Origin of the sequence: Streptomyces sp. NBC_01428, assembly GCF_036231965.1 — a bacterium.
In the GTDB taxonomy this organism is placed as follows: domain Bacteria; phylum Actinomycetota; class Actinomycetes; order Streptomycetales; family Streptomycetaceae; genus Streptomyces.
The window spans coordinates 5,918,604-5,930,409 of sequence record NZ_CP109499.1 but is presented as its reverse complement, the minus strand read 5'-3'; the positions used below and the strand labels follow the sequence as shown (position 1 = coordinate 5,930,409).

The 11,806-nt window shown below is 73.0% G+C and carries 10 protein-coding genes; 6 read left to right on the top strand and 4 right to left on the bottom strand.

The window, feature by feature from the left end; translation table 11 throughout:
* Positions 1–3: 3 nt before the first annotated feature.
* The gene (locus OG406_RS25715) at positions 4–996 is read right to left on the bottom strand and encodes a Cgl0159 family (beta/alpha)8-fold protein (RefSeq protein ID WP_164370576.1); all 993 of its coding nucleotides are present in this window, start codon (positions 994–996) and stop codon (positions 4–6) included.
* A complete protein-coding gene (iolC, locus tag OG406_RS25710) occupies positions 993–1,943 on the bottom strand; it encodes a 5-dehydro-2-deoxygluconokinase (RefSeq protein ID WP_329187987.1) in 951 nt (316 codons plus the stop codon). The genes OG406_RS25715 and iolC overlap by 4 nt, the downstream gene beginning before the upstream one ends.
* A gap of 123 nt (positions 1,944–2,066) precedes the next feature.
* Between iolC and OG406_RS25705 the strand changes: the two genes are divergently transcribed.
* The 3 genes from OG406_RS25705 (at position 2,067) to OG406_RS25695 (ending at position 4,279) form a co-directional block, all read left to right on the top strand.
* Positions 2,067–3,032, top strand: coding sequence for a sugar phosphate isomerase/epimerase family protein (locus OG406_RS25705; RefSeq protein WP_329187986.1), 966 nt, complete (start codon positions 2,067–2,069; stop codon positions 3,030–3,032).
* A 338-nt stretch (positions 3,033–3,370) separates the two neighbouring features.
* Complete coding sequence (locus OG406_RS25700) at positions 3,371–3,571, top strand: helix-turn-helix transcriptional regulator (protein ID WP_081217364.1); 201 nt, start codon at positions 3,371–3,373, stop codon at positions 3,569–3,571.
* A 132-nt stretch (positions 3,572–3,703) separates the two neighbouring features.
* Entirely contained in the window at positions 3,704–4,279 is a 576-nt protein-coding gene (locus OG406_RS25695) for a GNAT family N-acetyltransferase (RefSeq protein WP_329187985.1), read from the top strand.
* Between the two features lie 42 nt (positions 4,280–4,321).
* Here OG406_RS25695 and OG406_RS25690 read toward each other — a convergent pair whose 3' ends face one another.
* Positions 4,322–5,371 (bottom strand): zinc-dependent alcohol dehydrogenase family protein, encoded by a 1,050-nt coding sequence (locus tag OG406_RS25690; protein ID WP_329187983.1) that lies wholly within the window; start codon positions 5,369–5,371, stop codon positions 4,322–4,324.
* A 52-nt stretch (positions 5,372–5,423) separates the two neighbouring features.
* On the bottom strand, positions 5,424–7,763 hold the full coding sequence (locus OG406_RS25685; protein ID WP_329187982.1) for an MMPL family transporter: 2,340 nt from the start codon (positions 7,761–7,763) through the stop codon (positions 5,424–5,426).
* Positions 7,764–7,930: 167 nt separating this feature from the next.
* Between OG406_RS25685 and OG406_RS25680 the strand changes: the two genes are divergently transcribed.
* The 3 genes from OG406_RS25680 to OG406_RS25670 all read left to right on the top strand — a co-directional run bounded on the left by OG406_RS25680 (position 7,931) and on the right by OG406_RS25670 (position 11,418).
* On the top strand, positions 7,931–8,605 hold the full coding sequence (locus tag OG406_RS25680; RefSeq protein ID WP_164370582.1) for a TetR family transcriptional regulator: 675 nt from the start codon (positions 7,931–7,933) through the stop codon (positions 8,603–8,605).
* 237 nt (positions 8,606–8,842) lie between these two features.
* Positions 8,843–9,082 (top strand): heavy-metal-associated domain-containing protein, encoded by a 240-nt coding sequence (locus OG406_RS25675; protein WP_164370583.1) that lies wholly within the window; start codon positions 8,843–8,845, stop codon positions 9,080–9,082.
* 86 nt (positions 9,083–9,168) lie between these two features.
* A complete protein-coding gene (locus OG406_RS25670) occupies positions 9,169–11,418 on the top strand; it encodes a heavy metal translocating P-type ATPase (RefSeq protein ID WP_266848419.1) in 2,250 nt (749 codons plus the stop codon).
* Positions 11,419–11,806: the final 388 nt, after the last annotated feature.

Sequence of the window (11,806 nt, the reverse complement as noted above, 5' to 3'; positions counted from 1 at the left end):
TCCTCACAGGAGTCCCACGGCGGTGTCCACGGCAGCGGCGACCTCGCCGTCCGCCGGGTACAGCAGCGAGCGTCCCACCACCAGCCCCTGGACGGTGGGGAGTTGGAGCGCGCCGCGCCACTTCTCGTAGGCACCCTCCTGGTCGTCGCCGACCTCCCCGCCCAGCAGCACCGCGGGCAGCGTGGACGTCTCCATGACGCGGGCCATGTCGTCGGGGTTCTCGGTCACGGGGACCTTGAGCCAGGTGTACGCCGAACTGCCGCCCAGTCCGGCGGCGATGGCGAGCGACTTGGTGACGGCCTCGGCGCTCAGATCGTTGCGCAGCGTGCCGTCCTCCCGGCGACGGCAGAGGAACGGTTCGACGAAGACCGGGAGTCGGCGTTCCGCCATCGCGTCGATCACGCGGGCGGCCGATTCGAGGGTCCGCAGCGATCCCGGGTCGTCGTAGTCGATGCGCAGCAGCAGCTTCCCCGCGTCGAAGCCGAGCCGTTCGATGTCCTGGGGGCGGTGTCCGGTGAACCGGTCGTCCAGTTCGAAGGCCGAGCCGGCGAGGCCGCCCCGGTTCATCGACCCGATGACCACCTTGTCGTCGAGTGCGCCGAGCAGCAGCAGGTCGTCGAGGATGTCGGCGGTGGCGAGCACGCCGTCGACGCCGGGGCGGGAGAGCGCGAGGCAGAGCCGCTCCAGCAGGTCGGCGCGGCTCGCCATGGCGTGTGTGCGGTCACCGACGGCGAGCACGCCACGCGCCGGGTGGTCGGCGGCGACGATCATCAGCCGGCCGGAGTCGCCGAGCAGGGGTCGGCGCACCCGTCGCGCGGCGGCCTCCGCGACCGCCTCGGGGTGCCGGGCCCGGGTGCGCGCGAGGCGGGCGACGTCGACACGGGGGGACGGCGGGCGGAGCGCCGCGTAGGCCGTGGGCGGGGCGCCGTGGCCGGCCGACGGGCCCGCGTCGCCGCCCTGTTCCTGGTGCGCGCCCCCGACGTGGCCCGCCCTCACCGCACCGCTCCGGCGGCGAGCGCGTCCTCGACCTCGTGCGCGGTCGGCATCGCGGAGGAGCACTCCAGGCGGGAGGCGACGATGGCGCCCGCCGCGTTGGCGTGCCGCATGATCCGCTCCAGGTCCCAGTCGGCGAGCAGCCCGTGGCAGAGGGAGCCGCCGAACGCGTCTCCCGCGCCGAGGCCGTTGAGGACCTCGACGGGCAGGGGCGGGACCTCGGCGGAGGTGCCGTCGCGGTGGACGGCGAGCACGCCCTTGGGGCCCTGCTTGACCACCGCGAGTTCGACACCGGCGTCCAGGAGGGCCGCTGCGGCGGCGTGCGGGTCGCGCTCCCCGGTGGCGATCTCGACCTCGTCCACGTTCCCGACGGCGACGGTGGTGTGGCGCAGGGCCTCTTTGTAGAAGGGGCGGGCGGACGCGGGGTCCTGCCAGAACATGGGGCGCCAGTCGAGGTCGAAGACGGTCGTGCCGGACCGGGCGCGGTGGGCCAGCGCCGCGAGGGTGGCCGTGCGGCTGGGCTCCGCGCACAGCCCGGTGCCGGTGACCCAGAAGACCCGGGCGTCGCGCACGGCTTCGAGGTCGAGTTCGTGCGCGTCGATCTCCAGGTCGGGGGCCTTGGGCAGCCGGTAGAAGTACAGCGGGAAGTCGTCCGGCGGGAAGATCTCGCAGAAGGTGACGGGGGTCGGCAGTCCGGGGACCGCGGTGACCCAGCGGTCGTCGACGCCGAAACCGCGCAGCGCGTCGTGGAGGTAGACACCGAAGGGATCATCACCCGTCCGGGTGATGACGGCCGTACGCCGTCCGAGTCGCGCGGCGGCCACCGCGACGTTCGTCGCCGAGCCGCCGAGGAACTTGCCGAAGGACGTCACCCGGGCCAGCGGCACCCCCGCCTGCAGGGGATAGAGGTCCACCCCGATCCGCCCCATGGTGATCAGCTCGTACGCCATCCCGTTCCCTTCCCTCCGGCTGTCCCCAGGTCTAGCCCCGCGCGGGGAGCCCTGTCAACGTTTTGTCCGGACATTCGGACGACGCTCTTGACACCTCTTCGGAGCGGCCGGAAGCTGGCGCCCATGACGTCGTTGTCACCTCAGTCATCGCCGCGGCCCGAGCCCCAGCCGACGCCGGAGTCGTCGCCTCCGTCCTCACTGTCGCGCATCCGGATCGGTTCGGCTCCCGACTCCTGGGGCGTCTGGTTCCCCGACGACCCGCGGCAGGTGCCCTGGCAGCGCTTCCTCGACGAGGTCTCCGGCTCCGGGTACGAGTGGATCGAGCTGGGCCCCTACGGCTATCTGCCCACCGACCCCGCCGTCCTTCGCGAGGAGACGGCCCGGCGCGGGCTCACCGTGTCGGCGGGGACGGTGTTCACCGGGCTGCACCGGGGGCCCGAGGTCTGGGACGCGACCTGGGAGCACGTCGCGGACATCGCCGCGCTGACCCAGGCGATGGGCGCGAAGCACCTGGTCGTCATCCCGGCGTTCTGGCGCGACGACAAGACCGGCGCCGTGCTGGAGGACAGCACGCTGACGCCGACGCAGTGGCGCAGTCTCACCGCGCAGACCGAGCGGCTCGCCCACGAGGTGCGGGAGCGCTTCGGGCTGCGGATCGTCGTCCACCCGCACGCGGACACGCACATCGACAGCGAGGAGAACGTCACCCGCTTCCTCGACGCGACCGACTCCTCGCTGGTCTCCCTGTGCCTCGACACCGGTCACTACGCCTACTGCGGCGGCGACAGCGTCAAGCTCATCGAGACGTACGGGGAACGCATCGGCTACCTCCACCTCAAGCAGGTGGACCCGCTGGTGCTGGCCTCGGTGCGCGCCGAGGAGCTGCCGTTCGGGCCCGCGGTCGCGCGCGGCGTGATGTGCGAACCGCCGTCGGGCGTACCGGCGCTGGAACCCGTGCTGGCCGCCGCGCAGCAGCTCGGCGTCGACCTCTTCGCGATCGTTGAGCAGGACATGTACCCGTGCCCGCCGGACAAGCCCCTGCCGATCGCCCGGCGCACCCGAGCGTTCCTGAGGTCCTGCGGGGTCTGAGAGCCGGGGGGACGCCGGGGCTTGAGGGCGCCGGGGCCTGAGGGCGCCGCGGCGCACGGAGCCGGACGGCCCGGGGCCGGAGGACCTGAGGGCATGCGGGGCCGAGGGCATGCGGGGCCACACGGGGCAAATGCGTCACCCGTGTCACAAATGCCACCTCCGTGTCACAGATGTCGCGTGTACGCGGGTCTTGCGTCACACCCGGTCGACAGCCGCTGCCCGGCGCTCACTCCGTGTCGTTCAAGGGGCACAGGCTTTGTGATCACCAGCGCAGCGCCCCGGCTCCCCCGCCGGCCGCCCCAGGCCGCCGCCGCGGCGCGCGCAGGGAGGTGCCCCGCATGACCGACCCCAGACTCTGGTCGTACAAGGAGATCGCCGCGCACATCAAGGTGCAGCCGGACACGGTGCGTTCGTACCGCAAGCACGGGCTGCTCCCTCCGCCGGACCACGTCGAGAGCGGGAAGCCCTACTGGTACGCGGACACGGTCCGCGCCTGGGTCGCCTCCCGCCCGGGAAACCGGGGACGCAGAACCGACTGACCGCCGCCGGCCCGGCGCCCCGCTTCCGCCGGGGCACCGGGCCGGCGCACGTCCGGTCCCTCGCCGGCCCGCCGCTCCGGCCGGCGCCTAATTCGATTGCCGCACCGCCGCGCGTCCGTCGATGATCCACCGATGAGCTTCTCCGAGAAACCCGTCCTCACCGGTGAGAGGACCGTGCTGCGCCCGTTCACCGCGGACGACGTCCCGGTGATGGCGGAGATCCTGCGCGACCCGGACGTCCTGCGGCTCACCGGCAGCCCCGTCGCGGAGTTCGGGGCGGAGCGGCTGCGCCAGTGGTACGGCACCCGCTCCGATCAGCCGGACCGGATGGACCTCGGCGTGGTGGACCGCGCCACCGGTGAACTGGTCGGCGAGGCCGTCCTGTTCGAGTGGGACGAGCACAACCGCAACTGCACGTTCCGTATCCTCGTCGGTCCGCGCGGCCGTGACCGCGGGCTCGGCACCGAGGCCACCCGGCTGATCGTGGGCCACGCCTTCGAGCAACTGGGCCTGCATCGGGTCTCGTTGCAGGTCTTCACCTTCAATCCCCGGGCCCGGCGCGCCTACGAGAAGGCCGGCTTCGTGGCCGAGGGGGTCGAGCGCCAGACGCTGCTGCACGACGGGGAGTGGATCGACGCGGTACGGATGTCGGTCCTGGCCCACGAATGGGCCGCCCACCGCGGCCGCCCCGGCCCACCCGCGGTCTGACGGCCGGCCCGCGCCCTCGGCTCCGCGGCCGCGCGGGCCGGGTCAGCCTCGGCCCCACGGCTCGATGACCGTCACACCCGAGCCCGGCGCCGACCCCATGGCCGCCAGCGCGGCCGGGGCCGCGTCCAGGGCGATGGTGGAGGTCACCAGGAGGTCGGGCCGCAGGACTCCGGCGCGCACCAGCTCCAGCATCGCGGGGTAGGCGTGGGCCGCCATGCCGTGGCTGCCGAGAAGTTCGAGCTCCAGGCCGATCACCCGGGCCATCGGGACGGGGGTGACGCCGGTCGGCGAGGGCAGCAGGCCGACCTGGACATGGCGTCCGCGGCGGCGCAGTCCGTTCACCGAGGCGGCGCAGGTGGCGGGCGACCCGAGGGCGTCCAGCGACAGGTGGGCGCCGCCGGCGGTCAGGTCGCGCACCGCCTCCGCCGGGTCCGCGACGGCGGAGGCGTCCACGCACTCCGCCGCCCCGAACTTCCGTGCCAGACCGAGCGCCGCCGGGGACACGTCGACGGCCACGACCCGCGCCCCGGACGCCGCCGCGATCATCACCGCCGACAGGCCGACGCCACCGCACCCGTGCACCGCGACCCACTCCCCCGCGCGCACCCGGCCCTGGACGGCGACCGCGCGGAACGCGGTGGCGAACCGGCAGCCCAGCGACGCGGCCGTCCCGAAGGACATCTCCTCCGGGACCGCGACGAGGTTCACGTCGGCGTGGTCCAGCGCCACGTACTCGGCGAAGGAACCCCAGTGCGTGAACCCCGGCTGGGTCTGCCGCTCGCACACCTGCTGGTCGCCCGCCGCACAGGCGGGGCAGCTCCCGCAGGCGCAGACGAACGGGACGGTGACCCGGTCGCCGGCGCGCGTCCCGGTCACCCGGGACCCCACCGCCTCGACGACGCCGGCGAGTTCGTGGCCCGGGACGTGCGGCAGCGCGATGTCCGGGTCGTGGCCCATCCAACCGTGCCAGTCACTCCGGCACAGGCCGGTGGCCCCGACCCGCACCACCACTCCGTGCTCCGTCGGCCGCGGGTCCGGGACCTCCCGGACCTCGGCCGGTTCCCCGTACCGCTCGAACACCACTGCCCGCATGGGTCCCGCCCTTCTCCGGAGACGACCTTCCGCGGGGAACCCTAAGGGCTGCTCAGCGCGCCTCCACCGGATCCCGGTCGGGCTCCGGTTCCCCCGCGGGCTCGGCCGCCGGCGCCGTCACCGCCGCGGGCGCCTCCCCCTCGCTCAGGCCGAACCGGTCGTGGAAGCGGCGCAGCGGTCCGGGCGCCCACCAGGTGGCGCGGCCGGTGAGGCGCATGACCGCCGGGACCAGCAGGCTGCGGACGACCATCGCGTCCATCAGGACGGCGAGCGCGATGCCCAGGCCGAGCATCTTGGTGTTGGCCACCCGGGAGGTGCCGATGGCGACCATGACCACGGCGAGGATGACGGCGGCGGCGGTGATCAGCCCGCCGGTCCGCTGGAGCCCGAAGCGGACGGCCTCCTGGTGGTCGCCGGTGTGGTCGTACTCCTCCTTGATGCGGGAGAGGAGGAACACGCCGTAGTCCATGGAGAGGCCGAAGGCGACGCAGAACATCAGGACCGGGAGCGTCGTCTCGATGGAACCGGAGCTGGTGAAGTCGAGGAGGCCGGAGAGGTGCCCGTCCTGGAAGACCCAGACCACCGCGCCGAACATCGCCGTCAGGCTGAGCGCGTTGAGCAGCACCGCCTGTACGGGGATCAGGACGCTGCCGGTCAGCAGGAACACCAGGAGCAGGGTGACGATCGCGATGAACCCGGCGGCCCAGGGGAGCCGGTCGCCTATCGCGTCCTTGGAGTCGACGAGGACGGCGGCCGTGCCGGTCACCGCCGTGGTGAACGGGGCGTGCGTGGCGCGCAGTTCACCCACCAGCCGCTGGGCGCCCTCGTCCACCGCCTCGCCCTTGGGCAGCACCGTGAAGTAGGCCGCGTCCCCCTTCACCAGGGGTCCGTCCACCCGCTGGACCCCGGGCAGGGCGGCGATCCGTTTGCCGTACTCGGCGTACTGGGTGGCGGTGGCCGGGCCCTCGGCCAGGACCTCCAGGCCGCCTCCAGGGCTGCCCGGGAAGCCGTCGCGGATGTGCTGCTGGACGACATGGGACTCGGCCGTCGAGGGCAGCTGGCGGTCGTCGGCCGTGCCGAACGTGACGCCCAGGAAGGGCAGTCCGAGGACGATGAGGCCGGCGGTGGTGGCCACGACGAACAGCGGCGCCCTGCGCATCACCAGGGAGGCCGTCCGGCCCCAGGCGGCCCCGCCCTCGGCGGCCCGGGGCGCGCCGCGCCGGAACAGGCGCCGCAGGTCCAGGGAGTTGACCCGGTGGCCGAGGAGGACGAGGGCGGCCGGGAGCAGGATCAGGGCGGCGCCGGCGGCCAGCAGCACCACGGCGATGCCGGCGTAGGCGAAGGAGCGCAGGAAGTACTGCGGGAAGAGCAGCATCGCGGCCAGTGACACCGCGACGGTGAGGGAGGAGAAGAGCACGGTGCGGCCCGCGGTGCGCAGCGTGGTGCCGACGGCGGCGCGCGGTGCGGCGCCGGTGGCCAGCTCCTCGCGGAACCGGCGGACGATGAACAGGGCGTAGTCGATGGCGAGGCCGAGGCCGAGGGCCGTCGTCAGGTTCATCGCGAAGACGGAGACGTCCGTGACCTCGGTGAGTCCGCGGAGCACGGCGTTGGTGCCGAGGATCGCGAAGATGCCGACGCCGAGCGGCAGCAGGGCCGCGATCGCGCTGCCGAAGACCATCACCAGCAGCAGGAGGGTCACCGGCAGGGCGATCAGCTCGGCCCGGGTCAGGTCCTCGCGGATGGTCGTCTGCATCTCGTGCCGCACGGCGACCGGGCCGCCGATCTCGACCTCGACGGGTCCGCTCCTGCCGCGGTAGGAGGGGGCGAGGCGGTCCAGGGTGTCGGCGGCCGCCGTCTCGTCGCCCGTGATCCGGGCGGCGATCAGCGCCTCGTGACCGTCCCGGGACTTCAGGGCGGGGGAACCGGACTGCCAGTACGACCCGACGCCGGTGACGCCCGGCTCGGCGGCCAGCCGCGCGGTGACGCGCTTCGCCTCGGCGGCGACGGCGGGGTCGTCCACCGAGGAGCCGCCCGCGCGGAGCAGGAGCAGCAGGTTGGGCTGCGAGGCGGGGAACTCCCGCTCCAGCGCCTTCGTCGCGTACGTCGACTCGGCGGTCGGGTCCTCCCAGCCTCCGCTGCCGAGCCGGTCGGCGACGCCGCTGCCGGCGACCACGGCGAGCGCGGTCAGCAGCAGGGCGACGAGCAGGGAGAGGCGGGGCCGCGCGGTGACGAACCGGGTCCAGCCGCCGAGCCGCGCGCCGGTGCCGCGACCGTCCGCGTCCCCGCCCTCGGCCGGGGGCGGAGCGGCGCTGCCGCCCCGGTCCGCGGGCTCGCTCTTCCCCTGGTCGGGGCCCGCCCCGGGCCCGTCACCCGCGCTGTTGACTTCGGACATGATGCGGTGTCCCCTTCACCGTGACCCCGAGGGCCCGCTTCCGTGCAGGCAGCATGGGTCGCCCATTGCCATAGAATCGGCAAACACGAGTCATCGCTCGCGTTTTTCAAGAATGCGAGCGAGCGCTCGTGTTTGTCAATCGCGTCCCGAGAAGCTGGGGATAACCCGTGCCCGAGAATCAGCAGACCGAGGAGTCGCCGGCGCCGCAGGAGCGCGCCGAGGAGAAGCCGCGCCGCCGTCAGGCGCGCGGGGAACGCCGGATCGCCCAGCTCCTGGAGGCGGCGGCCTCGGTGTTCTGCCGGTCCGGTTACACGGGGGCGAGCACCAACGCGATCGCGCGCGAGGCGGGCGTCTCACCCGGCACGCTCTACCAGTTCTTCCCGAACAAGGAAGCCATCGCGGTCGGCCTCAGCGACCAGTTGCTGGAGCACTGGGCCACCTCCCACGGGCAGGCGCTGACCGCCGAGAACACCGGCCTCCCGCTCGACCGGATGCTCGACGCGGTGCTCGACCCGCTGATCGCGTTCAACGTGGAGAACCCCGCCTTCGGGATCCTGATGCACGCCCCCGACACCCCGGGGCGGATCGTCGAGGAGATCAGCACCCTGCACGGCGCGATCCTCACCCGGGTGGAGGATCTGATCGCGGCCCGCCTGCCGGACAGCCCGGCCGAGGAGCGCAGCCGCACCGCGAACATGACGCTCATGCTCTTCAAGGCCGGCCTCACGCTGATCATGGCCCACGAGGGCGCCGAGCGGGACGCGTACGTCGCCGAGCTGAAGACGGTCATGTACCGCTATCTGGAACCGCTGCTCGGGGGCGGAGCCGCCGACGGCCGCTGAGGCCCCGCGGCGCCCGCTTCGTCGCCAGCGCGCCCACCGTCACGGCGGCGGCCTCCCCGGCATCTGCCATAGGGTGCGGACAAATCACCCGGCGACCGACAGGCCCGCCCCTCACCGACGTCGGTTGGATTCATACCCCCTAGGGGTATAGTCTGGTGACAGTCGGAGGGAACCCTGGGCACCCGGAGTCCCCCTTCGTACCCGTACGCAGCACACGCCTCGACGAGGAGTCACGCCATGACCGCGCAGACCGACACCCCGGGTTCCGTCACCACCGTCTACCAGGTGAGCGGCATGAGCTGCGGACACTGCGAAGGCGCCGTCAGCAGCGAGATCTCCGAGATCCCCGGCGTCAGCTCGGTGAAGGCCGTCGCGGCGACCGGCGAGGTCACCGTCGTCTCCGAGGGCGCGCTCGACGAGGCCGCCGTCCGCGCCGCGGTCGACGAGGCCGGCTTCGAGCTCGCCGACCGGGCCTGAGCGGCCGCACCTTTCCCTCCGCACCGGGCCGTGCCGACCAGCTGATACTGCCTCCGCACGGACCGGCTGATTCCGGGAGCCGGACGATGTCCACCGCACCACCCGAGATAGCCGCCGACGGGACCGCGACCTCACAGGTCGAGCTCTCCATCGGCGGGATGACCTGCGCCTCCTGCGCCGCGCGCGTGGAGAAGAAGCTCAACCGCATGGACGGCGTGACCGCCACCGTCAACTACGCGACGGAGAAGGCCCGCGTCACGTACCCGCTCGGGGTACAGGTCGCCGATCTGATCGCCACCGTCGTGAAGACCGGCTACACCGCCGAGGAGCCCCCGCCACCGGCTCCCGAGGAGACCGCGCCGCCCACCGCCGACGAGGACCCCGAGACGGCCGCCCTGCGCCGGCGGCTGACCGTCTCCGCGCTGCTCGCGCTGCCCGTCGTGCTGATGTCGATGGTCCCGCCGCTGCAGTTCGAGAACTGGCAGTGGCTCGCGCTGACGCTCGCCTCGCCCGTCGTGGTCTGGGGCGGACTGCCCTTCCACCGGGCCGCCCTGACGAACGCCCGGCACGGCGCCGCCACCATGGACACCCTGGTCTCGGTCGGCACCCTCGCCGCGTTCGGCTGGTCCCTGTGGGCACTGTTCTTCGGCGACGCGGGCATGCCCGGGATGCGGGACAGCTTCTCCTTCACCGTCTCCCGTACGGACAGTGCCTCCACGCTCTACCTGGAGGTCGCCTCCGGCGTCGTCGCCTTCATCCTGCTCGGCCGCTACCTGGAGGCCCGTTCCAAGCGGCGCGCCGGAGCGGCGCTGCGGGCCCTGATGGAGCTCGGCGCCCGGGACGTGGCCGTCCTGCGGGACGGCCGCGAGGTCCGGATCCCGGTGGCACGGCTGGCCGTGGGCGACCGTTTCGTCGTGCGGCCCGGCGAGAAGATCGCCACCGACGGCACGGTGGTCGAGGGCGTGTCGGCCGTCGACGCCTCCATGCTGACCGGCGAGTCCGTGCCCGTGGACGTGACCGTCGGCGCCGCCGTCACCGGCGCGACCGTGAACGCAGGAGGCCGGCTCGTCGTCGAGGCCACCCGGATCGGCGCCGACACACAGCTCGCGCGGATGGCCCGGCTGGTGGAGGACGCGCAGAACGGCAAGGCGGAGGTGCAGCGGCTCGCCGACCGGATCTCCGGGGTCTTCGTGCCCGTGGTGCTGCTCATCGCGCTCGGCACCTTCGCGGCATGGATCGCCGTCACCGGCGACACGGCCGCCGCGTTCACCGCCGCCGTCGCGGTGCTGATCATCGCCTGTCCCTGCGCGCTGGGCCTGGCCACCCCGACCGCCCTGATGGTCGGCACCGGCCGGGGAGCCCAGCTGGGCATCCTCATCAAGGGACCCGAGGTCCTGGAGTCCACCCGCCGCGTCGACACCGTCGTCCTGGACAAGACCGGCACGGTGACGACCGGACGCATGAGCCTCCAGGAGGTGTACGTCGCCGCGGGCACGACCGAGGAGGACGTCCTGCGGCTCGCCGGAGCCCTGGAGCACGCCTCCGAGCATCCCGTCGCCCGCGCCGTCGCGGCAGGCGCGGTTCGGCGCGTCGGTGGCCTTCCGGCGCCCGAGCATTTCGCGAACGTGCCCGGTCGCGGGGTGCGCGGCCGGGTGGACGGCCACGAGGTCACCGTGGGCCGGTTCCCCGATCCGCTCCCGGACACGCTGGCGCGCGCGAAGGAAGCCGCCGAGGCGGAGGGGCGCACGGCCGTCGTGGTCGCCCTGGACGGCAGGGCCGTGGGGGTCCTGACCGTCGCCGACACGATCAAGGAGACCAGCGCCGAGGCCGTACGCGACCTGCGGGCCCTCGGGCTCACACCGGTCCTGCTGACCGGGGACAACCGCGCGGTCGCCGAGGCCGTCGCGCGGGCGGTCGGCATCGACGCCGCCGACGTGTTCGCCGAGGTGCTGCCCGAGGAGAAGGTGGCCGTCGTCGAGCGGCTCCGGGCCGAGGGGCGCAGCGTCGCGATGGTGGGCGACGGGGTCAACGACGCGGCGGCGCTCGCCACCGCCGACCTGGGGCTCGCCATGGGCACGGGAACCGACGCGGCGATCGAGGCGAGCGATCTGACGCTGGTGCGCGGGGACCTGCGGGTGGCCGCGGACGCGATCCGGCTGGCGCGCAGGACCCTGTCGACGATCAGGGGGAACCTGGTCTGGGCGTTCGGCTACAACGTGGCGGCACTGCCGCTGGCCGCCGCCGGGCTGCTGAACCCGATGATCGCGGGGGCCGCGATGGCCTTCTCCTCGGTGTTCGTGGTGACGAACAGCCTTCGGCTCCGGGCATTCTCGTGACGACGGAGTTAAGAGTCCCCCTAGAGTCCAACGGCAGCCTCACATAAGCTCTTCACAAGGCTCGCGCATCTTCCTTACGCTGGGACCTCGATTCCCGTATCGGGGCTCTTGCCTATCTTCAGGACATATGCAAGAGACACAGATCACAGTGATGTGAACGTAACCATCGAAGGGGTTCGTGAGTCTAAGTTGGCGATGTCAGAAGCGTCTTGGGGGGCGTGACTGACATCTGGGGATGTCTTGGGGGACGTTCCCGGAAATTGCGTCGCCGGGGCGCGTACAGCGGGGAGCTTTGAGCGGCCCTCCCGATCCGTACGGGTCCCGGCAGATCGCACCGCACCGACCGCAGCACGAGCACCACCGCGGCATGACGGGTTCTGCTCGTTCT

Excerpts from the sequence above, each read along its gene's own strand:
- OG406_RS25695 (WP_329187985.1), top strand. The coding sequence starts at position 3,704 with ATGAGCTTCTCCGAGAAACCCGTCCTCACCGGTGAGAGGACCGTGCTG.
- OG406_RS25700 (WP_081217364.1), top strand. The coding sequence starts at position 3,371 with ATGACCGACCCCAGACTCTGGTCGTACAAGGAGATCGCCGCGCACATC.
- OG406_RS25670 (WP_266848419.1), top strand. The coding sequence starts at position 9,169 with ATGTCCACCGCACCACCCGAGATAGCCGCCGACGGGACCGCGACCTCA.
- OG406_RS25685 (WP_329187982.1), bottom strand. The coding sequence starts at position 7,763 with ATGTCCGAAGTCAACAGCGCGGGTGACGGGCCCGGGGCGGGCCCCGAC.
- OG406_RS25675 (WP_164370583.1), top strand. The coding sequence starts at position 8,843 with ATGACCGCGCAGACCGACACCCCGGGTTCCGTCACCACCGTCTACCAG.
- iolC (WP_329187987.1), bottom strand. The coding sequence starts at position 1,943 with ATGGCGTACGAGCTGATCACCATGGGGCGGATCGGGGTGGACCTCTAT.
- OG406_RS25690 (WP_329187983.1), bottom strand. The coding sequence starts at position 5,371 with ATGCGGGCAGTGGTGTTCGAGCGGTACGGGGAACCGGCCGAGGTCCGG.
- OG406_RS25705 (WP_329187986.1), top strand. The coding sequence starts at position 2,067 with ATGACGTCGTTGTCACCTCAGTCATCGCCGCGGCCCGAGCCCCAGCCG.